Here is a 25209-nt window from a genome sequence, read left to right on the forward strand (position 1 = left end):
GTGCACCATGCCTGCAATCACTGCGCAACGTCAGCCAACCACCAATCTAAGTCGTTCCCCTCGCCATTGAACCCGTCCACACGCCCTAATCAACCGCGTTGCGGCGCCCCAGGATGCGCTCGAACGGCAGGCTGACGATGGCCTTGACGATCGTGGTATCGGCATTCGTGCCATAGCCGTGCCCAACCCCCAGGTTGAGCGCCCAGCGCCCCAGGTCCACGTCGGCCACGGCATAGATCGACTGGTCGCTGCCGTGCAGGTTGCCGAAATGGGCAAAGCTGCCCGTGCCGTTATAGCTTTCGATGCCCAGCGAGACCTTCTTCGTCATCGCATAGGCGACGCGGGTGTCAAACTCGACTTCGGGCGAATGGCCGACCGGGCCTGACACCACGAAATCGACATTGGCATTTTCGGCCAAGGTCCACTTGCCCAGCCGCGTGCCGACGATGCCTTTCAGCTCGGCATTCCACGGATTGATGTCGAGCTTGTGATCGACGTGGCCAATCTCGAAATTGGCGCCCCACCACCAGTTCTGTCCGGGGCGGCGCGGGGCGATGAACTTGAGCCGGGTCTTTACCCCGCCGGGATCGAGCCGGCCCTGCCCATCAAGCGTCGCCAGCGGTAGATAGAGCCCCGCTTCCAGATAGGGCGTGATGCCATAGGAAAATTCGGGGGTGACGCGCAGGCGGTGCAGCGCCTGTTGCGCGCCGGCATAGTCATCGGTGGTGGTGCCATCGGCCACATAGTTGATGTGGGTATCGAGGCCGAAATGGCCGGGCTGGTCCATCTCGTCCATGTAGACCTGGATTTCCTCTGGCGCGGCCAGGGCCGGCTGCGTTGCCGACACACCGCCCACCATCGCTGCCAGGGCCACACCCTGCCTCACCACACGCCACGCCATGCCACACGCCCCTCAAAGGAGCGCCGCCGATAGCAAAGCGGCGATCGCGAAGATAATTACAAAATGCCAACGTGCCCCTGTGGGCTGGTCAGGTCAGCGCGTAATACTTCACGTGGTTGCCATCCGGGCGCCGCTCACCCACGCCGATGAATACGTGCCGCGTCAGCCAGTCGTGCGGGCCCTTGCTGGTCTCGAACGTGGGCTGCGCGCGCAGATAGTATTCGGCGTGCGGAACCGGCGCGCCGCCGGCAAAGGCCCAGGCGCGCAAGCGATCCATCGTGCCGGCCTCGCGCCCCCACAAAAAGCCCTTGTTCTGCATGTAGATCAGCGTGCCATCGTCCACTTCCAGCACATAGCGTGCATCGAACACGGCGGTGTCATCGCTGCGGAAGAAGGCATAGTCCCCGCCCGAATTGGGCACTGCCCGGCCTTTCAGGCGCGGCCCTTCGAACACGCCTTCGTCGACATAGACCGCGCTGCGCATGCCGCCGCTGGGCAAGTCGGGGATCATCTGCACCCGCGTGAATTTCAGCGTGCAGGCAAAGGCAAACTCCAGGCGGGGATTGTCGAGCGTGGAAAAGTCCATGAGGAAGCGGCCCGTTCGGTTCAATAGTTGGAAAGGATGGTCAGGCTCGGCCCGTCGAGCGGCTTGCCGGCCTTCTGCTTGGCCAGTTCATCGGCCCGCGTCTTGCCCTGCAGATCGATCAGGTAGGCATGGATCGCATCGGCATCATCAGGGCGCAAGACATCGTCCCAGCGTGGCATGCCGGCCGGCAGCAGCGCGCCTTCCAGCACGATCTGCTTGAACGCCTCGTGCGTGCCGGGCTGCATGCGGCGCAGGTCTGGCGCCATCGAACGGTGGATATTGGCATGGCAGATCGCGCAGTTGGCAAAGAACAGCCCCTGCCCGCGCGCAATCGTGGCCGCCGTCACCCCAGGCGCCTGGGCCGGCGGCGGCGGCGCCACCTCCAGCGGGGGCAGCAGCGGCGGCAGCGGCACCTTGCTGCCATCCAGGCGGAAGACCAGCAGGCGGTTCTGGTTGCCCCGGCTGTAGGCGGCCGAATAGCGCGGGGTAAAGGCCCAGCCGCCCCCGCCCCAGCCGGCCTGCACGGCAATGTACTGTACGCCGCGCACGGCATAGGTGATCGGCGCGGCCATGATCGGGCTGCCGGTCTCGATGCTTTTCAGCACGGCGCCATTGCGCGCATCGCGCACCACCAGCTTGCCCGACAGCGTGCCCTGCACGATCAGGCCCGATGCCGTGGCCAGCACGCCGCCACGGTCCTGCCAGCCTTCGCTGTCCACCGCCCACACCGTCTTGCCGGTAAGCGGATCGATCGCGCGCAATTGGCTCTTGCCCGGATCGGCCTTGGCCTGCGCATAGGCCGGCAGCGCCTTGACCGCCTGCGCCATCGGCGGCGGCAGCGTTTCCGTGGCCGCCACCACATCGGGGGTAAAGATCAGCGCGGCATCGTTGTTGAGCGCGCGGGCGCGATAGGGCTTGGCGCCTGGCGTCATGAAGATCAGGTTGCCGATATCGGCAACCGATCCGTAATAGAGGCCGGTCTGCGGGCTATAGGCCGCCGGAAACCAGTTGCGCGCCCCCACGGTGGAGGGGAACACGATCTTGGGCCCATCGGTATAGTCTGCAGCTTCCCTATTGAGGATCGGCTTCATCGTGCCCGGCTCGAAGCCCTTGATCCAGTTGGCCCGCGCGATCGCATTGGCGCGCAGCACCTGGCCGGTCTTGCGATCGATCACATAGAGGAAGCCGTTCTTGGGCGCATGCAGGATCACCCCGCGCGTCTGCCCGTCGACTGCCATGTGCGTCAGGATCATCGGCTGGGTAGAGGTGAAATCCCAATTGTCTTCGGGTGTTTCCTGGTAATGCCAGACCATCCGCCCGGTCTTGGGGTCGAGCGCGACGAGCGAGCCGAGATAGAGATTGTCGCCGCCGGCAGGCGAGCGTTTCGAGCGCGCATAAGGGCCGCCATTGCCGGTGCCGACCAGCACGTAACCGGTTTCGGGATCATAGTTGATCGCATCCCACGGCGCGCCGCCGCCGCCCACGTCCCAGCGGCTCTTGGGGTCCCAGGTCTTGAGCGCGGCTTCCAGCTCCGGCGTTTCCTGTGGGCCGAGCGCGGGATCATGCGGCACCACGTGCCAGCGCCAGCGGATCGCCCCGGTCTTGATATCGAGCGCCGTGACATAGCCGCGCACGTCATACTCCGCGCCGCCCATGCCGATGACCACCAGGTCGCCGGCCACTTCGGGCGCGCCGGTGGAATTGTCGCCGCGCTTGCGGTCCTCGATGAAATCGGTCTTCCACACCACGGCGCCGGTCTTGGCGTCGAGTGCGTACATCCACCCGTCGAGCGCGGCGATGAACACCTTGCCGCCTGATACGGCCAGCCCGCGGTTGACCATGTCGCAACACGCGGTGCGGTTGCGCTGCATGTCCACCTCCGGCTCGAACCGCCAGAGTTCGCGCCCGCTCGCCGCGTCATAGGCATAGGCGCGCCCGGCATTGCCGGCGACATAGAGCACCCCGCCCACCATCACCGGGCTGGCTTCCTGCCCGCGCGCGGTGCCCAGGTCTGCTTCCCAGGCCAGGCCCAGCCGCGCCACATTGGCCGGGTTGATGGCGTCGAGCGTGGACCAATGCGTCTTGCCTGGGTCCCCGCCCGGCTCGATCCACTCGTTGCCAGCGCGCTGCGTCAGCGGCGCGGCCGCGGCCAGCGTCAGGCTTGCCGAAGCCAGAATGGCCAGGTTGCGCCAGCGCCCTTCGACAAGCTCAGGGCGAACGGGAACCAAGTGAAGTGAGCCGTTCGGGCTGAGCTTGTCGAAGCCCCCCGCAGTCGCGCGCCCCGCACGGCCCTTCGACAAGCTCAGGGCAAATGGGAACCAGGTAAAGTGAGCCGTTCGGGCTGAGCCTGTCGAAGCCCCCCGCAACCATCCCCAAACCGCGCGCATCACAGCGCATCCCATGGGCTGGGCATGCGATAGGGCACGGTAATGAAGTTGGCTTCGATCTGCTCGATCATGCCGTGGTCGATCTTGAACAGCTCGGAGATGTAGAAGCTGTGCGGCCGGCGTACCGGGCTTTTCACGGTGCGGCCATCGGTCAGCTGATACTCGTCGATCCGCCCGGAATGATCGATGAAGCCAAACGCCAGCACCAGCCCGCGCTCCTCGTCCACCAGGGGAAAGCGCCGCGCGCGCAGTTCGTCGTCATAGCGATAGTTGCCCATGCGGAACTGTTCTTCGCAGCCCAGCGCGGATACCGGCACGATCTTGGCGAATTCCGGGTTGCGCGTGGTCTGCACGCCGTTTTCCACCCGCTGGCAATCGGGGTGGAAGCGGGTGTGGATCGTACCATCGTTGCGCTGCAGCGTGTCGAAATAGCCGTTGGACAGCCGCACCATTCCGGCCCGATCGACCGGGCTTTCCGGCTCGCGGTGCAGGATCGGCTTGTCCCAATAGCGCGGGTTTTCAAACTTGATGCCGCTGTCCGACTGGCGCACGATCAGCAGCTCGGCCTCCGCCACCTCGCCCGCCTCGTTCAGGGCCAGCCGCACGGTCAGTGCCGATTCCTCGATCGCCTCGATCAGCGTGCCGAAATAGCCGACCTGGCGGGTGCGCACATCGGCAAAGCGCAGGCGATAATCGCCCAGCCCCTGCACCGTGCCCCACACGCCATCGTCGGTGGCCAGCATGACATTGTTTTCGGAAAACAGCGCATCGCTCGCCCAGTTGACCTGGGCCGAAGCCCCTTGGCCGAGGGCAGCCAGAAAGGCATCGAGTGCGGCATAGAGGGCCTCGCGGTCCATCGTCTCTCCCTTTTCGCGGCCTTGGGGCAACAAGCCTTTGACGCGGTTATGCAACCGACATATCCTATCAATTGTTAGAATGAAAGGGGGGAGATACCCTCTTGCCGCAGATGCAGCCCGGGAGAAATGCCAATGTCCAGAACGCCCGCCGAACAGGCCCTGCTCGATCGCGTGCTGGCGATGTACCACGATGTGCTGATCGCGATGGATAGCGGTGCGGTCGATCGCTACATCGCGCCCAGCTATGTCCAGCACAGCTCGCTGGCAGAGCCGGGCGTGCCCGCGCTCAAGGCCTTTCTCGACCGCGTCCGCCACGAATCGCCCGATGCCCGGCAAACCATCCATCGCAGCTTCGTCGATGGCGACCACGTCGTGGTGCACACCCATGTGCAGCGCTGGCCGGGCGATCCCGGCTTGGCCGTGGTCGATATCTTCCGGTGCGAAGATGACATGATCGTGGAGCACTGGGACGTGATCCAGGACGTGCCGACCGCACCGGTCAATCCCCTGCCGATGTTTTGAAAGGCCCCACGATGCGCTTTGACAACACCTGCGTCGCTATCCTCGGCGGCAATTCCGGCATCGGCCTTGCCGCCGCGCGCCAGTTCGCGGCAGAGGGCGCGCGCCTGGCGCTGACCGGCCGCAACCCGCAAACCCTGCACGAGGCGGCCGAGGAACTCGGCGCGCTGGCGGTGCGCGCCGACATGGGCGATGTGGAGCAGACCCGCGCTGCCCTGGCCGAGATCGAGCAGGTGCTGGGCGGCATCGACGTGCTGTTCGTCAACGCCGGCGTCGGCGGCTTTGCCATGGTGCCCGAGGTGACCGAGACGTTCTGGGACGATATCCACACCGTCAACCTGCGCGGCGCGTTCTTTGCGATCCAGAATGCGCTGCCGCTGATGCGCGATGGCGGCGCCATCGTCATCACAGGCTCGATCGGATCGCTGGCCGCCGTGCCGGGCAACGTTGCCTATGCCGCCGCCAAGGCAGGCCTGCGCGCCATGGCGCGGATCGTCGCCAAGGAACTCCTCCCGCGCCGCATCCGCGTCAACCTGATCAGCCCCGGCCCCACCGAGACCGAAATCTTCAAGCGGGATGCCAGCCCCGAACAGATCGCCGGCATGCGCGACATGCTCTCGGCCGTGGTGCCAATCGGCCGCATGGGCACAGCCGAAGAAGTCGCCAGCGCCGCGCTGTTCCTGGCCAGCCGCGAGGCCAGCTTCATCAACGGCGTTGATCTCTATGTCGATGGGGGGTGTCTGGAGTTGGGATGAGATGGAGTTGCCACCATTTTGGAATGTGTGTCGGATAATATCGTCTTGTTACAACCATGGGTTGCCGATACGTCGATGCACACGGACGTTTCGTCATGGGGAGGAATTGGGGTGACTTCAGGATTTTTCAAAGCCGCGGCGCTCGCATTGTGCGTCGCTGCACCGCTCGGCTTGGGCATGCCGGTGGCCGTGGCACAGACGGCGGCCAAGGCCCTGCCGGCCAACACCATGGTCCAACTGACGCCCGAGGCGGAAATCTCGTCCAAGAAGATCAACCTGGGCGACAAGGTCGGCTTTGCCGTGGTCAACGACGTGACGGACGGCGGCCAGGTGGTGATCCCGCGCGGTAGCCATGTTGAAGGTGCGATCACGTTCAAGACTGGCAAGGCGATCGGCGGCAAGTCGGGCAAGTTCGAGGTGACCTTCGAAAAGATCACCGTGGGCGGCAAGACCTATGCCATGAAGGGCACCCACCGCCAGGAGGGCAAGGGCAACACCGTCGCTGCCGTGTTTGGTAGCATGCTGGTCAGCGGGCGTTCGGCCGTGATGCTGCCGGGCGACTTTGCCAACGCCTTTACCAACGAGCCGATTCCGTACTGATCAGGCGCGCCTGATTGCGGGAACAGACGAGGGGCCCGGCCGCGATCTAGTGCGGCCGGGCCTTGCTGTTTTCCGCGCTCAAAGCCCCTCGGGCAGGGCATCAAGCAGCATGGTCTTGGTTTCGACATAGGGCATCAGCCCTTCTGGCCCGCCCTCGCGACCCACGCCCGATTGCTTGAAGCCGCCGAACGGCAGACCAAAATCCATGCGCAGGCCGTTCTGGCCAAAGCCGCCGGTGCGGATGCGTCGGCCGATCGTCCAGGCAGCTTGGGCATCGTGCGTCAGCACCGAACCGTTGAGGCCATAGGCACTGGCATTGGCCACCGCCACGGCCTCTTCCTCGTCCTCCACCGGGATCAGCGCCAGCACCGGACCAAAGATCTCTTCCTGGGCAATGGCATCGGCATTGTTCACATTGGCAAACAGCGTCGGCTCGATGAAATAGCCACGGTTGAGATGGCTGGGGCGGCTGCCGCCGGTCACCAGGTCAGCGCTGGCCTTGCCTTGTGCAATATAGCCCTCGATCCGCTCCAACTGGCGCTGCATTGCCACCGGGCCCAACTGGGCGGCGGGGTCATCGCTGTGGCCGATCACCACGCCGCGCATTTCCCGGGCGATGGCATCGGCCAGTTCATCATGGCGCGCGCGCGGCACGATCACCCGGCTCAGCATCGCGCAGACCTGCCCGCTCATCATCGTGATCGTGCCGGTCAACAGCTTGGCCGCATGATCGATCGCGAAATCGTCGCGCACGATCGCGGCAGACTTGCCCCCCAGTTCCAGCGTGCAGCGCGCCACGCGCCCGGCGCAGACCTGGCCGATGCGCTTGCCCGCCACGGTCGATCCGGTGAAGCTCACCTTGTCCACGCCGGGATTGTTGACCAGGTGATCGGCCGCCTCGCGGTGGCTGGGCACCAGGTTGACCACGCCGGGCGGCAGACCCGCCGCCTCTGCCGCCTCGGCAATGAGATAGGCTTCCAGCGGGGTTTCGGGCGATGGCTTCATCACCACGCAGCATCCCGTCAGCAGGGCATAGGCCACCTTGTTGGCCATGATGCCGAACGGGCCGTTCCACGGCGCGATGGCCGCCACCACGCCGACCGGTTCCTGCACGATCAGCGCGGCCACCGCCGCATGGCTGGGGCGCTGCTCGATGAACGGAAAGTCTTGCGCAAAGCCAGCGATGCCGTCGAGCGCGAACAGCGCGCCCTGGTGCATCGGCCCGGCAAAGCTGGCCAGCCCGCCGATCTGCGCGGTCCAGGCGCGGGCGAGTTCATCGGCGCGTGGGCGCAGATGATCGATCATGGCGCGAAATGCCGCAATGCGCTGCGCCGGGGGCGTGGTCGGCCAGGGGCCATGATCGAACGCCGCGCGCGCCGCCGCGACGGCCGCATCCATGTCAGCCGCGTCCGCCTCGGCCACGCGGGCCACCACCTGCTCGCTATCAGGCGAAATAATCTCGATCAGGCGACCGCTGTGCGCGGGCACCCATTGCCCGCCGATATAGAGGCGTTCGGGATGGGCGATATGAACGCCGTGGGGAAGCAGCATGGTCAATTCCTTTGATCGAACGCGGCAGGCCAAATGGTTCAGGCGGCAAGCGGCGGTGGCAGCGCGCATTCCACCTTCTCGATCCGGCCAGCCCGCGTGGTGTAGAAGATGAACTGGCGGATTTCCTGCACCTCGCCCGCGCGGATGGGGAAGAAGCCGGTTGCGCCCTTGGCATCCAGTTCGTCGCGCGTCAGGTCGCGCAGCGCTTCGATCCGCACGATCGCATCCACCGCAGTTGCCGTCTCGCTGGCGGCAAAGTTATGGATCGAAACGGTTTCCTTCACGCAGGAATGCAGCCAGGCATAGAATGCCTTGAGCTCTTCCCGGGCGGTGATGACAATGCCAAAGAATTCCATGCGCGGCGGATCGACATAGAAATCGGCAACGCCGTCATAGTCCCTGGCGTTGAACGCGGCGAGATAGCGTTCATAGCCGGCGCGATCGAGCATCGGTCTCTCCCCTGGCCTGGCCGGATTCGGCCTTTCGTCAACGCTAACAAATGATACGGTCAGGGCAAGCACAATCCGTGCGTTTCATCTACCAAACGAAAAGGGGCAGCCCGCAAAGGCTGCCCCTTTCCCCTCATGACCGGAAAAGCGATCAGAACTTCTTGGCGACGCTCAGCGCCCATTCGCGCGGGCGGCCCACATTGCTGTAGACCGTGCCGGCCGAGGCATAGAGCGCCGAGAAGCGGATCGGCAGGTAGTAGTACTTGTTGAACACGTTCTGCACTTCGAACGCGACGGTGAGGTCTTCCTTCTCGTTCCGCCACGTCAGGCGCGCGTTGCCCAGGGCAAAGGCCGGGTTGTAGTCCAGCGCGCTGGTGGGCGTGAGGCGGCCGATGTTCTGCTTGCCGGTATAGGCAAGGTCAAACCGCGGGGTGAGCGAGCCATGGCCTTCCACCGGGATGCGGTACTGGATGCCCAGGCTGCCGCGCCAGTGCGGGGTAACGATCGGGTCCTGCAGCTGGATGGACTGGCCCACCGTCGGCCCCAGGCGCTTCCATTCGCCGTCGATCCAGCTCAGCGTGGCGTCGATGTCCAGCCCTTCGACCGGGCGTGCGGTCAATTCCGCTTCAGCGCCCCACATCTTGCCGTCGCCGGCATTGCCCACCGCGGCGCACGGGAACGGATCGGTGCCGATCGGGAACCCGTCGAGCACCGAACAATCGGCCAGGTTGAGCTGGATATTCTTGTAATCGTTCACAAAGCCCGAAAGGTTGAAGCGCACCTTGCGATCGAACAGGTCAGACTTGATGCCGATTTCATAGGCCGTGAGCGTTTCGGGCGTGAACGTGCCGTTGACCGCCTGGTTCTTGGTGAACGGCCGCGCCGTCACGCCGCCGCCCTTGAAGCCGGTGCTGACCGTGGCATAGGCCAGCAGCTGCGGATTGAAGCGATAGTCAACCGACAGGCGCCAGTCCAGCTTGCTGCCATTGTAGTTGGCGACCGAGCCATTGAGCGCGCCCACGCCGAACGGATCGACCAGCGGGCCGCCGGCCCAGTTCTGGCGCACGAAGGTATAGTCCTTGTGCTCCTTGGTGTAGCGCAGGCCCCCGGTGACGTTGAGGCCCGGCGCCGGGTGCAGGATCAGCGTGCCGAACGCGGCCTTGCTGTTGGCGTTGACCGGGTCGTTGCCCTGGAATTGCAGGAACAGGAACGGCGCGCCATGGCCGATGTAGCGGATGTCCTGCCGCGTGAAATAGACCGAGGTCTGGTCGTTGTAGAACCCGCCGACCGTCCAGTCCGCCAGATCGCCGATCTTGCCGTTGAGGCGCAGTTCCTGGCTGAAGAAGTGGAAGCGCAAGTCGTTGTAGCCGGCGCCGGCAATGTTCGGATCGGGGGTGAAATCGTCGTCGGTGCCGAACGTCTGCTTGTATTTGCGATAGGCGGTGATCGACACCAGCTTGAGATCGTCGGTCAGGCCCACGGTGAGGTTGCTGGAAACGCCCCAGCCGGAAAACACCGTGTTGCGCGGCATCGAATAGCTTTGCGCCGCCTGGCCGCCGGCCCCCATGTACCAGCTGGCATAGGTGCAGCGCGGGCCGCACATGAAATTGATGCCGTCGGTCTTGGTGGTATCGTCCACCGTCACCACGCCGGCCGCGTTGGAGCGGTTTTCGTAGGTATAGTCGCCGGTGACGACCCAATCGATGCGGTCATTGGGGTTGTAGCGCAGTGATCCGCGCAGGCCGGAATAGTTCTTCTCGCCCAGCTTGCCGGTAACGCAGTTGGTTGGCACGTTGGCCCCCGCCGTCAGGCCCAGGCTGTTGCCCGGGTGCGCGCAGCCATAATCGACCACGTCGACATAGCCGTCCTGGCGCTTGTACACGCCCGACACGCGGGCATAGAGCCCATCGGCCAGCTGGAAGTTGAGGCTGCCACGCAGATCGACGCGGTTGCGCGCGCCATAGACCGCTTCGATCTGGCCGGAATCGCCCGGCTGCGGCTTGACCGAAAACATCTTGATCGCGCCACCGATGGAGTTGCGGCCGGTCAGCGTACCCTGTGGCCCACGCAGCACTTCCACCCGCTCAAGATCGAGCAGGTCCATCACCGAGCCGGTCAGCGTGGCATAATAGACATCGTCGACATAGATGCCCACGCCCGGTTCATAGGCGGGATTGAAGTCCGCCTGGCCGATACCGCGAATGTAGGCCGCCATCGACGAGCCATAGGCGCCGCCCATCTGCGTGAGCTGCACGTTGGGCGCCTGCGCCGCGATCTGCGAGATATCGGTCTGGTTGCGCGCGGCGAGCAGCCCGGCGTCGACCGCGGTGATCGACAGCGGCGTATCCTGCAGGCGCTGGTTGCGGAACTGCGCGGTCACTACGATTTCGCGGATGCCCTGGTCATCGCCAGCGGCGGCGGCCTGCGCATCACCCTGGGGCGACGCGGCCTGCGGGGCTGGTACCTGGGCCTGGGGTGCCGGCTCGGCAGCGTGCGCCGCAGCGCCGAGGGCCAATGCCATGGCAGTAGCGCTGCCGGCGGCAAACAGCCGCACCAAATGCGTGTTGGGAATCATGCTGGCCATAAGCCCCTCTCCTGGATCGGCCCGTTATCGAGCCTCGTTCTGTTTGTTAGTTAGGCATACTAATTAGCAGAGCGCAAGAGGGCGTTTTCAGCCGCACCCGGATAATAACATCTGATGCAATCCAACAACAAGCCCTATCGCGTGCCGCGCCGGAAAAACCCGCAGAAATCCGGGCCGTTTACCGTGCGGCGCAGCAATTCATGCGGCCCCTTGCCGCGCTTGCCAAGGTTGTCATAGTAAGTGCCATGACCAGCCGCACGCCGCCGCCAGCAGCCCCCGCCGAACCACCCCGCAACGCCATGGATGGCGTGGACGAGGATGCCGCCCTGCTGGTGGACCTGTTGAAACTTGCCACCTTTGTTTCCAATCCCATGCGCACCGGTGTGGCCGAGCCGCTGGACCTGGCGCCCACCGATCTGCGCATCATCCTGGCGCTGGGCGGGGAAGGCGAAATGGCCGGGCACGAGCTGTCAGAGATCATGGGCGTGCCGCCGATGAACGTCAGCCGCGCGCTTGTTGCGTTGCACCAAAAAGGCCTGGTCGAACCGGGCGAAGACCTGCGCAACCGTCGGCGCAAACCCTTCCGCCTGAGCGCGGCCGGCCAGGCCATGTTCGATCGCACCGTGCCGGCCATGGCCCAGGTGAGTCGCCAGCTGTTCGCCGATTTCAACGCGCGCGACCGCGCCGCCTTCCGCCGCGCCTCCGGCCGCCTGCTGGCGCGGATGACGCAGTGGGAAGGCGTTAGCGACGGCTGACACCACGACCGCACTTGCCGCACCGAAGGAAGCGGGACCCCGGATCAAGTCCGGGGTGACGGTAAGTTGATAGATTGGTTCTCTTTTTATCGTCACCCCGGACTTGATCCGGGGTCCCGCTAGTGCATCGCTCAAGGCCACTTTTTCTGCAGCGGGGTGAAATCTCCCACGGCAAAGGCTGCGGCCAGCACCGGGTGGGCAAAGCTCATCGGCACTTCCTGGCGGTGCGGCCAGGTCTCGCGCACTTGCGTTTCGGGCAGGATCACATCAGGCCCGATCGGATTTTCGGGATAGCACATCACCGCCGGCTGCAGGTGGGCCGTGGTCTTGGCCCAGCCGGTTTCATAATCGGCCTGCCACTGCATCATGTAGTCCAGCCGCTTGATCTTCCAGACGCCGTCTTCCTTGACGTAATCGTTTTCGTAGATGCCCGATTCCCAGAACTGCTGCGGCATGCCTTCGGGCTTGGCATCCAAGATCGCATCGTGCCACCCGCCGGCGAGGATGCCCCGGAAGCGCCCTTGGGCGCTCTGTCCATCGGGCGCCACGGTGATCACGTCCTGCAACTGGAAATGGTCGAGCAGCAGGCCCTTGACCGGCCCGCGCCGCCCGCCGGTGAACAGGTTCTGGAACCAGGTGCCATATAGGCGCATGATCCCTTCATAGCCGCGGTATTCGCCCGACAGGAACACCACCGCGCCATCGCGGGCAAACAGCCCGGCCACTTCCTCTGGCCGGTTATAGTCGATGTAATAGCCATAGGCCCATTGCAGGCGGCGGATGGCATTGACATCCTCGATCTGTGTCACCCGCGTTTCCAGGGCGGCAAGGCGCTGTTCCAGGTCGCTCACGATAGGCTCTCCCATTCTCTTTGTTAGTATGCAACACTAACGATTATAAAACGGATGGCGAGAGGAAAAACCATGCAAGCTGAACACGACACGGCTGGCGGAGTTGGAGGCTGGGCCGGGCAGGTGGCGCTCATCACCGGGGCAGGCACCGGCATCGGCCTGGGCGTGGCCCGCGCGTTCAGCGATGCCGGCCTGGCGCTGGCGCTGACCTATCGCAACGAGGCGCAGCGCACCGCCGTGGCCGCGCAATTCGCCGCCGAGGGCCGCCCGGCGCCGCTGTTCCTGCCACTCGACGTCACCGATCGCGCCCGCTGGGCCGCCGTGGTGGCGCAGACGGTGGCGCATTTCGGCGCGCTGCATGTGCTGGTCAACAATGCCGGCGTGAGCGTGTTCGGCAACACCGACGAAGCCAGCCATGCCGATTACGACTGGATCATGGGTGTCAACTTTGGCGGCGTGGCCAATGGCTTGGTCGCCGCCCTGCCCGCGATCAAGGCGGCCAGCGGCAAACGCAGCGTGGTCAATATCGCCAGCATGGCCGCCTTCCTGCCCGGCCCGCAGGCGGGGATCTATACCGCCAGCAAGTTTGCCGTGCGGGGATTGACCGAATCGCTGCGCTATAATCTGGCGCAGCATGGCATCGGCTGCGCTTTGTGCTGCCCCGCGCTGACCCGCACCAATGCCTGGGACAGCGCGCTCAAGCGCCCCGATGCATTCGGTCAGAGCGGCTTTGCTCCGGTGAGCGAGGCGGAGCTGCGCCAGTTCGGCACCGCGTTCGACGCCGGCATGGACCCGTATGAAGTGGGGCAAAAGGTCTTTGCCGGCATGGCGCGCGGCGATGGTCTGATCCTGACCCACCCCGAATTCGCCGACGATTTTCGCGAGATCTACGAAGCCAGCATGGCCGCGCTGCCCGATGAAGTGGCGCCGCCCGCCCGGCTCGAAATCGAACGCCTGCGCCGCGCTGCCATGGCCCAGGCCAAGGCCGGCATCGCGGTGGGCCTCGCCGATCTGACCTGAACCAAATACCGATACCGCTTCCCCGCCGGTCTGCGCTAGACCACGCGCGGACGGGGAACAGGTTCTGGAGAGACGCGCCATGTGCGACAGCTTGACCGAAGACGACAACGCCCAGTGGCTGGCGATCAACCGCCGGCAATTCGCCGCCATTGGCGCCGGCGCGGCGACTCTGGCGATCGCGCCGGGCTGCGTGGCAGCAGCGCCTGCCGGCCTTGCCACGGAGTCGCGCCCGGTCACGATCGAAACCGCCGACGGCACCGCCGATGGCTTTTTCGTCTATCCGGCCAAGGGCAAGCACCCGGCCGTGCTGCTCTGGCCCGATATCGCCGGCCTGCGGGAAGCCTATCAGACCATGGCGACGCGCCTCGCTGCGGCGGGCTTTGCGGTGCTGGCGATCAACCACTATTACCGCAACAGCCCGGCGCCGGTGCTGCCCGATTTCGCCGCCTGGCGCACGCCCGAAGGCCAGCAAAAGCTGCAGCCGATGATCCAGGCGCTGACACCGGAAAAGATCCAGGCCGATGCCGGCAGCTATGTCGACTGGCTCGATCGCCAGCCGCAGGTCGATACCGCGCACAAGATCGGCACCCAGGGCTATTGCATGGGCGGCCCCTACACCGTGTTTGCCGCCTATGCCCGGCCCGCCCGCATTGGCGCGGCGGTGTCGTGCCACGGCGCCAACCTGGTCAACGATACGGCGCAAAGCCCGCACAAGCTGCTCGGCCAGACGCAGGCCTCGTTCATCTTCGCGATTGCGCAAAACGACGATGCCCGTGCGCCCGGTGACAAGACGGCCCTCAAAGATGCCGCCGCCGCGGCAGACCGCCCGGCCGACGTGGCAGTCTACCCCGCCCAGCACGGCTGGTGCACGATCGACGCGCCGGTCTATGACAAGGTCCAGGCCGAAAAGGTCTGGAGCAAGCTGCTCGCGCTCTACGCCAAGGCGCTGTGATCTAGGTCCAAGCCCCTCCACCACCCGCTGCGCGGGCGGTCCCCCTCCCCGTCGGTGACGGGGAGGATCGCCAAGGTCCTCCCGGTCACCGACGGGGAGGGGGACCAGCCGCAGGCTGGTGGAGGGGCCCCGCCCCCTACTTCCCCGCCGCCGCGCGCAGCATGGCCACGTTGGCTTCCACCATCTCGCGCGTCGATCGCGCGGGGCGGCCGGTCAGGCGCTCCACGTCGTCGGTGCAGATTTCCAGGAATCCCTCGCGGATGGCGCGGCCGAACGTGACCATGTCGTCGCTGTTCCACGGCACGCCGGCCACGGTCTGATCGTCCACCGGGCGGCGCGGAATGCCCAGGCTGTCAAACAGCGCATACTGCGCTTCGTCACTCAGGTCGTGGTAGGCCACCGGACAGCCGGTCACATCGGCCATCATGGCAGCCACCTCGGCAAAGGTTTCGAGGTGTGGCCCGGTGATGTTGTAGATGCGGTTTTCGTGGCCCGGGGTGGTGAGCACGGCCACCGCGCTGGCAATGCAATCGTCGCGCCAGACCATCGCCTCGCGCCCATTGCCGGCATTGGCATACCAGGTGCCGCTCTGCATCACCTGTGGCCCGGCCATCAGCAGCATCGCGTCGGCATAATGCGCGTCGCGCAGGAAAGTGAAGGCGCAACCCGAGGCGCGGATCAGGCGCTCGGTCTCGATATGGTCGTGCCGCACTTCGGCCGGGTTGGCCGGATCATCGATGCCGATGAAACTGGTATAGACGATGTGGCGGATACCAGCGGCCACGGCCGCATCGATCGCCGCCTGGTGCTGCACCACCCGCGCGCCCACGCGTGTGCCCGAAATCAGCAGCAGCACATCGCCGCCGGCCATGGCCGCGGGCAGCGTGGCGGGATGATCGAAATCGCCCTGCCGCACCACGCAGCCCTGCGCCGCGCGCGCAGCCAGCTTGTCGGGCTTGCGCGTGATCAGGATCAGGTCTGCGGCGCGGCCCATCGCCACCAGGGCATCGGCCACGCCGCGGCCGTAGTTGCCCGATGCGCCGGTGATGACGATCCGCGTCATGCCGCCCCGCCTGTGCGCACGGCATCGAGCTGTGCCTGGGGCACCCACCAGCCATGCACCTGCGGGCGCAGGCGGGTGGGGATCTGCACCGTCACCACCGGCCCTGCCCCCAGGTTGCCGGCATCGATCACCCAGGCAAAATGCTCGAACGCGTCCTCGCCGATCTGGTGGTCCACCATCATCACCAGCCAGCCATCGTGGCCCGGTGTGGCGCTGGGCACGTGCACCGGCTCGTTATAGCACCAGCCCGGCTCCATCGGCAGGGCCTGGGTGATCTGCGGGCTGGCGGTGTCCATCCCGTCCAGCCGCACCAGCATGTCGAACATGCCCAGCACCGGCCCGCCCATCACCGGCGGCCCGCGCCGATCGGGGTTCATCGTCAGCATCCACCCCGTCTTGTAAAGACGGCCCTGGCTCTTGGCCGGAATGATCGGGAAATCGCCCGGCGGGCCGATCACCGTTTCCGTGACCGGGCCAGCCGGCCCACGCGGATCGACCGTCCAGCGGGTGAGGCCGCCGGTAATCTCCCAGGGTTGCAGGAACAGGCCGGCCGGCTCGCGAATAAAGGCAAAGGCATTGCTGCTCGACAGGCACTGGTCGAAATGCAGCAGCCCCTCGGCATCCTCCCAGGCGTTCATCATGTGATAGCAATAGACCCCCTTGGGCCCCTGGAACCACTTGATGTCCTTCACATCGCCATCGCGCGGCATCACCCCCAGCCACGATTCCAGGCCCTGCTCGTGGTGCCAGTGTTCGCCGCCGGCCTTCATCCGCTCCAGCTCGGCCGTGGTCGGATAGACCGGGAACAGCGCCCAGTTCCGCGAAATGGTGAAGTCATGCATCATCGCGCAATAGGGCGCATCGAACCACTGTTCCGACTTGAGCGCGCCATCGGCCCCCACGCGGGCATAGGCCACCTTGGTAGAGGCCAGGCCATCGGCCTCGTAACCATAGAAATAGAGGTCGCCGCTATCAGGATCGATGCGCACGTGCGCGGTCATCGTTTCGGACTTGAGCAGGCCATCGAAATCGAACGAACCCAGCGTATCGAGCGTGTGCGGATCGATGCGATAGGGCCGCCCGTCTTCCTTGGTCATCAACAGCCGCCCGGCGTGCCACACCGGGGTGGTGTTGGCCACGGTGCGATCCACCCCGGCCATATCGGGATCGTCGGTAAAGGGATTGCGATAGCGGCCAAAGCGCGCACGGCCCGCCGCCTTTTCCGCCTGGTGACGCGCGGTTTCGACAAAGCGGATGGCATAATCGGCCGTGCCATCGGCGTTGAACCGCACGCGGCTGATCATGCCATCGCCCGACAGGGTGTGATCGTCGGCAAACTTGGGCGCAAAGGCCGGATCGGGCACGGCGCGGAAAAAGGCGCCGCGCACCTCGGGGGGCAAGGTGCCTTCGACGGGCAGCCCTTCGAGCGCCAGTTCAGTGCCCACGGGCGCGTTCAGCCCGATGAAATAGGGGGTTGGCGGAAAGTCGCCCATGGCATCCTCACGTTATCAATTGTTAGCATTGTTCTACCACGCGACGCCCGGTTTTCAAGAGCATTCGGCCAAACAAAAGGCCTCCTTCCCGGATGGGAAGGAGGCCCAGCATGCGCCGTCAGGCCGGCACATTTCGGTAACGCTTGATCAGAAGTTGCGTTTCACCGTCACCGCCCAGGTGCGCGGCAGCCCCGGCGCACCGGCGCTGGTGCCGATCGGGCCGAAATTGGCCGTCATCGACGTGAAGTAATACTTGTTGGTCAGGTTGCGCACTTCGGCGCTGACCGACCAGGTATCGGCATCGCTTTTCCAGGTCACGCGGGCGTTGGCCAGGAAATAGTCGTCGATCCGGTTGGTTGCCGTCTGGAATGCCAGCGGGCTGGGCGTGGCGGCAGGGATCGGCGCGGTATCGACATTGGTGGGATCGACATAGATGTGCGACTGGTAGCTGCCGTCCAGGCGCACGGTGACCAGGCCCTTGAGCACGTCGGGAATGTCATAGGACAGCCCGGCGTTCCATTTCCATTCCGGCGTATAGGGCGGCACCATGCTGGCCGTCACGCCAGTGTTGGCAGTATCGACCGTGGTATACTTGAACTTGAGCCACGAGATCGACCCATCGATCGAGAGATGATCGATCGGGCGGATGGTCGTTTCCACCTCGATCCCCTTCACATGGGCCGAACCCACATTCTTGGGCTGGAGGCAGGGCGTGGTGGGGAACCCGGCGGTGTTCGGGCAATTCAGCACCGTCAGAATGATGTTCTTGTAATCGTTGAAGAACGCCGAAACGTTGAAGCGCAGGCGGCGATCGAACAGGTCCGATTTGAAGCCAACTTCATAGGCCGTGATCGTCTCGGGCCGGAAATCCTCCACCTGGCTGGGATAGAACGGACGCGGGTTGACGCCGCCCGAACGATAGCCGGTGGAAACCTGGGCATAGGTCATCAACTGGGGCGAGACGCGATAGTCGGCCGCCACGCGCCAATCGAGGCGCGAGGCATCGAAGGTCTTGTACAGCCCGTTGAGCGCAGCGAGCGCGCAGTTGGGCGGCTGGTTCACGCCAAACGGATAGCCGGTGCACGGCTGGATAGTGGAGCCATCGGGATTGTGGCGGACATAGCCATATTCCTTGTGGTCCCACGATTCGCGCAGGCCCCCGGTCAGCGTGAACGCTTCGAACGGCTTCCAGCTGGCATTGGCAAAGACCGCCTTGTTGGTGGCCGGCGTGGGATCGGGGCCGTGCAGGAAATCGATGCCGGCATAGTTCAGGTCGATGCGGCCGGTGAACATGCCCTTGGCGTGGAAATAGAACCCGCCCAGCACGAAATCGAGCGTGTTGTTGAGCGCCTTGCCGGTCAGGCGCAGTTCCTGGCTCCACTGCGAATTGCTCTGCGCCTGGTTGAGCATCGAGGGCACGACCGGCGCGCTTTCGGCAAACGACCAGTCGGAATCATAGTGGCGATAGGCAGTGATCGATTTCAGCGCCAGGCTGGGCCCAAGCGTCCAGTCGATCGTGCCGGCAAAGCCATAGTTATCAAGGTTGGAATGGCGGTTGAGCGCCAGGGGCTTGTACGGCACCTGGTGATCCGGCCGCGCCGCATCATAGAACGTGGCATAGCTGACATAGCGCTTGTCATAGCCGCTGAGCGTGTCGCAGCTGTTGCGACCGTTGGGCACGAACCGGCAATCGAGCGGGATCGGCGCGCCATTGGTGCCATAGAGCCACGCGCGGTTGGGGTCCTTGGTGACCGGCGATCCGGCGAACTGGGCGATGTTGTTGCCATAGATCAGCACCGAAGCGCCCGGCTCGTCACGCTCGCGCGTATAGTCGGCCGACACGTTGACCTCGACATTGGCGTCGGGCGTCCAGCGCAGCGCCACCTTGCCGGCGGCAAAGCTGGTGCCGCCCAGCGTGCCAACCTGGGGGTTGGCGCCGGTGGCCATCGTCGGCACATTGGTGCCCGGATGGGTCAGCGCATAGTCGAGGATCTTGACATAGCCATCGCGGTTCTTGCTCACGCCCGACACGCGCATGGCCAGGTTGTCGGTCAGCTTGAGATCGAAATGTCCACGCAGATCAACGCGATGATAGCTGCCATAGGTCGCTTCGAACGAACCGGAATTGTCGCCCTTGGGCTTGACGCCATAGAGCTTGATCGACCCGCCCAGCGAGTTGCGCCCGGCCAGCGTGCCCTGCGGCCCGCGCAGCACTTCGACGCGGTCGAGGTCCATCAGATCGAGCAGCGAGCCGGTCAGCGTGGGCAGATAGACATCGTCCACGTACATGCCCACGCCCGGTTCGAGGGCGAAGTTGGGGTCAGACTGCCCGACGCCGCGGATGAAGGCGATGATGCCGGGGCCAAGATACTGATTTTGCGGGGCCAGCGTCACGTTGGGGGTTTGCGCCGCCACTTCGGAAATGTTGGTCTGCCCGCGCGCGGCCAGCATGGCGCCGTTGACGGCGGTGATGGCCAGCGGCGTATCCTGCAACTTTTGGTTGCGGAACTGCGCCGTCACGACGATTTCAGGCGTGGTATTGCCGGCCGTTTCGGCGGGTTTTTGCGGGGTTTCGGGCGCTGACTGGGCCAGCGCGGGGGTGGCGACGAGCGACAGCAAAGCGGCTGCCGAGCACAGCAGATCGCAGCGTGAAAACGCCATTTCGGTATCCTCCCAAGGATAGCAGCCGGATGGTTCCGGTCTGAAATCTTAGGTATCACATATGCGAAACGTTCAGCAATGCGAAATAACAGTAGGACGATTATAATTCATAACTGTTGCACAAGTGCCTCGCCTCACACCTCCCAGAAGGCAGTGGCGCGCATTTCGATGCTGACGCGCGGCGGCGCATCGGCGGGGCAGCCGGGCAGATCGAAGGCCACGTGCGGCACATGGGTGGCACGGCGCGGATCGCTGTCGAAAGTCTTGAACACGATCGCTTCATCGGCCGTCAGGTTGGAAAACCAGTTCCAGCGATGCGCGGGATTTGCCGCGATCACATAGCTTTCGAACGACCATTCCGGCGCGCCGCCGGGCGGATCGAAGATGGCATCGGCGACGATGCAGTCTGCCGGGGACAGGCTGCGCGCATCGCACAGCGCCAGCGGCACGTCCTGCGGCGGGGCGGAGAGCGCGCGCCACACGTTGTATTGCGCCACGCGGGCATGCGGGCGCCCGGCCGCCAGGCGCTGCGTCATCGACAGGGCCGTGGCGGGCGACACGTCGATATGGGCAAAGCGTGCGGGCATAGAATTGTCGAGGCTGCCGGCCCGGCCCGAGCGTTCGGAAAAGCGCAAGAGCCCAGCGCCGGTCACCTCCACGCGGGTGGCCCCGGTCAAGTCCTTGATCAGCGTGGCGATTTCGGGAACGTGGATGGCCTTGACCTGCGCGGCATCGGCAAAGTCGGTCACCGCGCTGCGATCGCGCACCAGTTCAAAGCCTTCAACGTCGAGGCTGGTGCCGCGCCCGCGCGCGTCGCGGATGGGCATGGCCAGCGGCGCGATCTCCACCTCGTCGCGATCGTGGGCGTTGGCGTAATAGCGCGGACGCGCCAGGCCGCGCCCGGAATAGGCGATTACCGCTTCCATCCTTGCATCCTTTCCCAGGCCCGGCGCCATGATTGCGCCGTGGCCCCACCAAAAAAGGCCCGCCACGATGGGCGGGCCTGATCCTGTGGCTTAACCGGCAGCCAGCTGCTTTTCCAGTTCGCCCAATACCCGATAGCAATCGAGCACCTTGCCCACCGAGCTGTTGGGTTCGCGCCCTTCGCGGATCGCGGCGACGAATTCGCGGTCCTGCAACTCGATGCCGTTCATCGACACATCGACATGGCTGACATCGATCGGCTCTTCCTTGCCGTTCACCAGATCATCGTAGCGCGCGATATAGGTGGCGGTATCACCGATATAGCGGAAGAACGTGCCGAGCGGGCCATCGTTGTTGAACGAGAGCGAGAGCGTGCAGATCGCGCCGCTTTCGCTCTTGAGCTGGATCGACATATCCATGGCGATGCCCAGTTCCGGGTGGATCGGCCCTTCGACGGCATTGGCCTTGACGATCTTGCCGGCCTGGTAGGCGAACAGGTCCACCGTGTGGGCCGCGTGGTGCCACAGCAGGTGGTCGGTCCACGAGCGCGCTTCGCCCTTGGCGTTGATGTTCTTGCGACGGAAGAAATAGGTCTGCACGTCCATCTGCTGGACGTTGAATTCGCCGGCCTTGATCTTGTTGTGCACGTACTGGTGCGAAGGGTTGAAGCGGCGGGTGTGGCCGACCATGCAGACCAGCCCGGTTTCCTTCTGCTTGGCCACCACCGCTTCGGCATCGGCCCAGCTATCGGCCAGGGGGATTTCCACCTGGACGTGCTTGCCCGCGTTCATGCAGGCGATCGCCTGCTCGGCATGCATCTGCGTGGGCGTGCACAGGATCACCGCATCGACATCGGGCAGTGCCAGCGCTTCTTCCAGTTCGGTGCCGGAATGGCGCGCGCCATACTTGGCCGCCACGGCCGCAGCCTGATCGGCGCGGCGGCTGATCACCGAAACGATTTCGACGCCATCGATATTCTTGAGGCCGTCGAGGTGCTTTTCGCCAAAGGCGCCGGCACCGACCAGGGCAATACGCATGGGGGTAACTCCTGTTAAGCGCCCCGCGTGGGCAGGGGCTCTGCAATCTCCCCTCCCGCTGGCGGGAGGGTGTGGGGGAGGGATTGTTGCCCCTCCTGGAAACGTGGCTTGGGGGAGCGCACTGGAACATGCCCTCCCCCGGCCCCTCCCGCGCGCGGGAGGGGAGATGGACGTGTGCCTTTGCTTTAGGCCGGCACGGTTTCTTCTTCGACCGGTTCGAGCACGAGGTGCCCGATCGCGGTGTTGGAGCAGGGAATGTGGTAATGCTTGTGCAGCAGGCGGGTCTTGTCACCCAGCGCGCCGCGCATGATCAGCCACATGACCATCTCGATCCCTTCCGAGCCGGTTTCGCGCAGGTATTCGATGTGCGGAATCCAGCGCGCGGCGTCGGTATCGCCCACCAGCAGGTCCATGAACCTGTTGTCCCACTCGCGGTTGAGCAGGCCGGCGCGCTTGCCCTGAAGCTGGTGGCTCATGCCGCCGGTGCCCCAGATCTGCACGTTGAGGTCTTCGGGGAAGCTTTCCACTGCGCGCTTGATCGCCTCGCCCAGCGCCCAGCAGCGGTTGCCCGATGGCACCGGATAGGTCACGACATTGACGGCCAGCGGGATGACCTTGGCCGGCCAGGCCTGGGGCTGGCCGAACATCATCGAGAGCGGCACGGTGAGGCCGTGGTCCACGTCCATCTCGTTGATGATCGTCATGTCGAATTCATCGAGGATCAGGCTCTGCGCGATGTGCCAGGCTAGATCGGGATGCCCTTCCACTTCGGGCACCTGGCGCGGGCCCCAGCCTTCATCGGCTGGCTTGTAGCGCTCGCCACAGCCGATCGCGAACGTGGGCACGATCTTCATGTCAAAGGCCGAAGCATGGTCGTTGTAGACCAGGATGATCACATCCGGCTTCTGTTCCTTTTCCCACTGCCGGGTCCATTCATAGCCGGCAAAGATCGGGCCGAAATAATCGTCACCCGTCTTGCCCTGGTCCACCGCCACGCCCAGCAGGGGCACGTGGCTGGAACCGACGCCTGCGGTAATCCGCGCCATGGTCAGTTGTCCTTCCCGGTTTCCTGGGCCCGCGCGGCGGCGGCCAGGTTTTCCTTGATCGAGCGATTGCCTTCGGGCGAGCGGCCGCCTTCCAGCATCATCTGGCGGTATTCCGGCCAGGTCATGTCGGTCATCGTCGAAACCGCCTCGGCAAAGGGCAGGCCATCGGACGAGAACAGCTTGGAGAGGAAATAGACGTTGCCGCCCATATCCAGCAGCGTGTTGTAATCACGCGCCAGCAGCGCCTGCTTGCCTTCCTCGCTGATCTGCCATTCATCGAGATAGGCGCGCTCATCAGCCTTGAACCGCGCGCGGTTTTCGGCCTTCATCAGGCTCATCGCGAACTGGTTGATATGATAGCCCTTGCGCGCCCGCGCGGCGGTATAGACGCGGGTGCCGGGGATATCGTCAAATTCGGCCAGATAGGCATGAATGTCGCGCGGCTTGGCGTCCGGCGCGCCCTTGGTGGTCGTCACAGGCCTCTCTCCTTCAGCTTCTCGTCAAGGCGCGGGAACACGCGGCGGGCATTGCCTTCGAAGATCGCATGGCGCTGCGCGTCGGAAATGTTCAGCGCGTCGACATAGCGCTTGGTATCGTCGAAATAGTGGCCGGTCTGGGGATCGATGCCGCGTACGGCGCCGACCATTTCCGAACCGAACAGGATGTTCTTGGTCTCGATCACCTCGGCCAGCAGGTTCACGCCGGGCTGGTGATAGACGCAGGTGTCGAAGAACACGTTGTTCATCAGGTGCCCGTCGAGTGCCGGCTTCTTGAGCATGTCGGCCAGGCCGCGATAGCGCCCCCAGTGATAGGGCACCGCGCCGCCGCCATGCGGAATGATGAAGCGCAGCGTGGGGAAACGGCTGAACAGATCGCCTTCCAGCAGCTGCATGAACGCGATGGTATCGGCCGCGATATAATAGGCGCCGGTGGCGTGCATCGCCGGGTTGCAGCTGCCCGAGACGTGGATCATCGCCGGCACATCGAGTTCCACCATCTTTTCATAGAAGGGGAACCAGAATTCGTCCGTCAGCGGCGGATGCTTGAAATGCCCGCCGCCCGGATCGGGATTGAGATTGCAGCCGATGAAGCCCAGCTGCGTCACGCAGCGCTCCAACTCGGCGATCGAGCTGGTCATGTCTGCCTCGGGCGACTGGGGCAGCATGCACACGCCGGCAAAGGTTTCCGGATAGAGCGCCACGACCCGCGCGATCAGGTTGTTGCAGGCCTGGGCCCAGGGCACGGCCACGCTCTGATCGCCCACGTGCGGGGCCATGGCGCTGGCGCGGGGCGAGAAGATCGTCATGTCCGCACCGCGTTCCTTGATCAGGCGCAGCTGGTTGGCCTCGATCGTCTCGCGGATGTCGTCATCGGAAATGTCGGGATAGGGCGGCGCGGGCTCGCCCGCCTTGAACGCGGCCTTCTGCGCCTCGCGCCAGGCGTCGTGCGCCTTGGGCAGCACGGTATAGTGGCCGTGGCAATCGATGATCATGGTCATTCCGCCGGTTCCTTGGTGTTGGCTGCCATAGGCGTTGTGCTTTCAAACGGGATGGTGTGGCCGGCCTGGCTGCGCTGGCGCGCGACGGTGCCGGTGGTCATCAGGGGTTCGACGCCAAGGCCGATCAGGGTCTTGGCGGATTCCTCCATCTCGGCCGCGCGACGCAGGCCGTGGGTGGTCATCCGCTCGATATTGTAGGCGGCGCGGGTGAACCAGCTGTCACCCTTCTCGCTGGCGTCGAGCGAGGACAGCACCTCCTCGACCACGCCGGCGCGGGTGGCGGCCAGCATCATCTCGGCGGTCAAGGCTTCCACGCCCTTGACCATGATCGAGCGGATCATCTTGATCGCGCTGGCGCGGCCCACGTCATCGCCCACCACGCGCACATTGGTAAAGCCAGCCTCTTGCAGCGCGACGGCAGCATCGTGCGCAGCCGGGCCGGAGACCAGCAGCGGCACCTTGAGCCGCGCGGGATTGACCGGGGCCAACACCGCCACATCGACATAGCGCGCCCCGGCCGCTTCCACCGCCCGGGCGGCAGCGCGCTTGGTATCGGGAGCGACCGAGTTCATGTCGCAAAACAGCGCGCCGGGGGCGAGCATGGCGGCATGTTCCTGCGCGACGGGCAGCGCGCTATCGGCCGTCACCAGGCTGAGCACCAGGCCGGCGCCGCCCAGGGCGCTGTCGGCGGTGGCGGCGGCCATCACCCCGGCTTCTTCC

23 protein-coding genes are annotated in these 25209 nt (G+C 64.9%); 6 read left to right on the forward strand and 17 right to left on the reverse strand.

Annotation, left to right across the window (positions count from 1 at the left end; translation table 11 throughout):
- Window positions 1-85 precede the first annotated feature (85 nt).
- From H926_RS28300 to H926_RS0117075, 4 genes are all read right to left on the reverse strand, one after another.
- Entirely contained in the window at window positions 86-886 is an 801-nt protein-coding gene (locus H926_RS28300) for a hypothetical protein (RefSeq protein ID WP_148291782.1), read from the reverse strand.
- Between the two features lie 103 nt (window positions 887-989).
- Window positions 990-1487: a DUF3237 domain-containing protein gene (locus H926_RS0117065; RefSeq protein WP_022677395.1), complete on the reverse strand. Its 498-nt coding sequence runs from the start codon at window positions 1485-1487 to the stop codon at window positions 990-992.
- A gap of 20 nt (window positions 1488-1507) precedes the next feature.
- Window positions 1508-3715: a PQQ-dependent dehydrogenase, methanol/ethanol family gene (locus H926_RS0117070; RefSeq protein WP_022677396.1), complete on the reverse strand. Its 2208-nt coding sequence runs from the start codon at window positions 3713-3715 to the stop codon at window positions 1508-1510.
- A gap of 158 nt (window positions 3716-3873) precedes the next feature.
- Window positions 3874-4731 carry a hypothetical protein gene (locus H926_RS0117075; protein ID WP_022677397.1) on the reverse strand — a complete coding sequence of 286 codons (858 nt, stop codon included), beginning with the start codon at window positions 4729-4731 and terminating at the stop codon, window positions 3874-3876.
- Window positions 4732-4863: 132 nt separating this feature from the next.
- Between H926_RS0117075 and H926_RS0117080 the strand changes: the two genes are divergently transcribed.
- The 3 genes from H926_RS0117080 (at window position 4864) to H926_RS28305 (ending at window position 6605) form a co-directional block, all read left to right on the forward strand.
- Window positions 4864-5253, forward strand: coding sequence for a nuclear transport factor 2 family protein (locus H926_RS0117080; RefSeq protein ID WP_022677398.1), 390 nt, complete (start codon window positions 4864-4866; stop codon window positions 5251-5253).
- 11 nt (window positions 5254-5264) lie between these two features.
- Window positions 5265-6005, forward strand: a complete 741-nt coding sequence (locus tag H926_RS0117085) for an SDR family oxidoreductase (RefSeq protein ID WP_022677399.1) — start codon at window positions 5265-5267, stop codon at window positions 6003-6005.
- A 111-nt stretch (window positions 6006-6116) separates the two neighbouring features.
- Entirely contained in the window at window positions 6117-6605 is a 489-nt protein-coding gene (locus H926_RS28305; protein ID WP_148291783.1) for a hypothetical protein, read from the forward strand.
- A 78-nt stretch (window positions 6606-6683) separates the two neighbouring features.
- On the opposite strand, the gene H926_RS0117095 is transcribed toward H926_RS28305, so the two are convergent.
- The 3 genes from H926_RS0117095 to H926_RS0117105 form a co-directional block, all read right to left on the reverse strand.
- Window positions 6684-8156, reverse strand: a complete 1473-nt coding sequence (locus H926_RS0117095) for an aldehyde dehydrogenase family protein (protein WP_022677401.1) — start codon at window positions 8154-8156, stop codon at window positions 6684-6686.
- A 38-nt stretch (window positions 8157-8194) separates the two neighbouring features.
- A complete protein-coding gene (locus H926_RS28310) occupies window positions 8195-8605 on the reverse strand; it encodes a nuclear transport factor 2 family protein (protein ID WP_022677402.1) in 411 nt (136 codons plus the stop codon).
- Between the two features lie 151 nt (window positions 8606-8756).
- Window positions 8757-11189, reverse strand: a complete 2433-nt coding sequence (locus H926_RS0117105; RefSeq protein ID WP_022677403.1) for a TonB-dependent receptor — start codon at window positions 11187-11189, stop codon at window positions 8757-8759.
- Window positions 11190-11434: 245 nt separating this feature from the next.
- Here H926_RS0117105 and H926_RS31020 point away from each other — a divergent pair, with 245 nt between their 5' ends.
- On the forward strand, window positions 11435-11944 hold the full coding sequence (locus tag H926_RS31020) for a MarR family winged helix-turn-helix transcriptional regulator (protein WP_022677404.1): 510 nt from the start codon (window positions 11435-11437) through the stop codon (window positions 11942-11944).
- Window positions 11945-12075: 131 nt separating this feature from the next.
- Here H926_RS31020 and H926_RS28320 read toward each other — a convergent pair whose 3' ends face one another.
- A complete protein-coding gene (locus H926_RS28320; RefSeq protein WP_028658163.1) occupies window positions 12076-12795 on the reverse strand; it encodes a nuclear transport factor 2 family protein in 720 nt (239 codons plus the stop codon).
- A gap of 72 nt (window positions 12796-12867) precedes the next feature.
- Here H926_RS28320 and H926_RS0117120 point away from each other — a divergent pair, with 72 nt between their 5' ends.
- Window positions 12868-13815 carry an SDR family oxidoreductase gene (locus H926_RS0117120; protein WP_022677406.1) on the forward strand — a complete coding sequence of 316 codons (948 nt, stop codon included), beginning with the start codon at window positions 12868-12870 and terminating at the stop codon, window positions 13813-13815.
- 79 nt (window positions 13816-13894) lie between these two features.
- Window positions 13895-14767, forward strand: a complete 873-nt coding sequence (locus tag H926_RS0117125) for a dienelactone hydrolase family protein (RefSeq protein ID WP_022677407.1) — start codon at window positions 13895-13897, stop codon at window positions 14765-14767.
- A 136-nt stretch (window positions 14768-14903) separates the two neighbouring features.
- Here H926_RS0117125 and H926_RS0117130 read toward each other — a convergent pair whose 3' ends face one another.
- From H926_RS0117130 to H926_RS28330, 9 genes are all read right to left on the reverse strand, one after another.
- The gene (locus tag H926_RS0117130; RefSeq protein ID WP_022677408.1) at window positions 14904-15830 is read right to left on the reverse strand and encodes an NAD(P)H-binding protein; all 927 of its coding nucleotides are present in this window, start codon (window positions 15828-15830) and stop codon (window positions 14904-14906) included.
- Window positions 15827-17323 (reverse strand): carotenoid oxygenase family protein, encoded by a 1497-nt coding sequence (locus H926_RS0117135; protein WP_022677409.1) that lies wholly within the window; start codon window positions 17321-17323, stop codon window positions 15827-15829. Before H926_RS0117135 ends, H926_RS0117130 begins: the two co-directional genes overlap by 4 nt.
- A gap of 147 nt (window positions 17324-17470) precedes the next feature.
- Window positions 17471-19984, reverse strand: coding sequence for a TonB-dependent receptor (locus tag H926_RS0117140; RefSeq protein WP_022677410.1), 2514 nt, complete (start codon window positions 19982-19984; stop codon window positions 17471-17473).
- Between the two features lie 134 nt (window positions 19985-20118).
- Window positions 20119-20910 (reverse strand): CmcJ/NvfI family oxidoreductase, encoded by a 792-nt coding sequence (locus H926_RS0117145; protein WP_028658166.1) that lies wholly within the window; start codon window positions 20908-20910, stop codon window positions 20119-20121.
- Between the two features lie 90 nt (window positions 20911-21000).
- Complete coding sequence (locus H926_RS0117150) at window positions 21001-21945, reverse strand: Gfo/Idh/MocA family oxidoreductase (protein ID WP_022677412.1); 945 nt, start codon at window positions 21943-21945, stop codon at window positions 21001-21003.
- Between the two features lie 185 nt (window positions 21946-22130).
- Window positions 22131-22991 carry a class III extradiol dioxygenase subunit beta gene (locus tag H926_RS28325; RefSeq protein WP_022677413.1) on the reverse strand — a complete coding sequence of 287 codons (861 nt, stop codon included), beginning with the start codon at window positions 22989-22991 and terminating at the stop codon, window positions 22131-22133.
- 2 nt (window positions 22992-22993) lie between these two features.
- Window positions 22994-23467 carry a protocatechuate 4,5-dioxygenase subunit alpha gene (gene ligA, locus H926_RS0117160; protein WP_022677414.1) on the reverse strand — a complete coding sequence of 158 codons (474 nt, stop codon included), beginning with the start codon at window positions 23465-23467 and terminating at the stop codon, window positions 22994-22996.
- On the reverse strand, window positions 23464-24489 hold the full coding sequence (locus tag H926_RS0117165) for an amidohydrolase family protein (RefSeq protein WP_022677415.1): 1026 nt from the start codon (window positions 24487-24489) through the stop codon (window positions 23464-23466). Before H926_RS0117165 ends, ligA begins: the two co-directional genes overlap by 4 nt.
- Window positions 24486-25209: NAD(P)-dependent oxidoreductase (locus H926_RS28330; RefSeq protein WP_051146417.1), on the reverse strand; the 724-nt coding region annotated here is incomplete at its 5' end. The genes H926_RS28330 and H926_RS0117165, both read right to left, overlap by 4 nt.

Origin of the sequence: Novosphingobium sp. B-7 (genome assembly GCF_000410615.1) — a bacterium.
Lineage (GTDB): Bacteria > Pseudomonadota > Alphaproteobacteria > Sphingomonadales > Sphingomonadaceae > Novosphingobium > Novosphingobium capsulatum.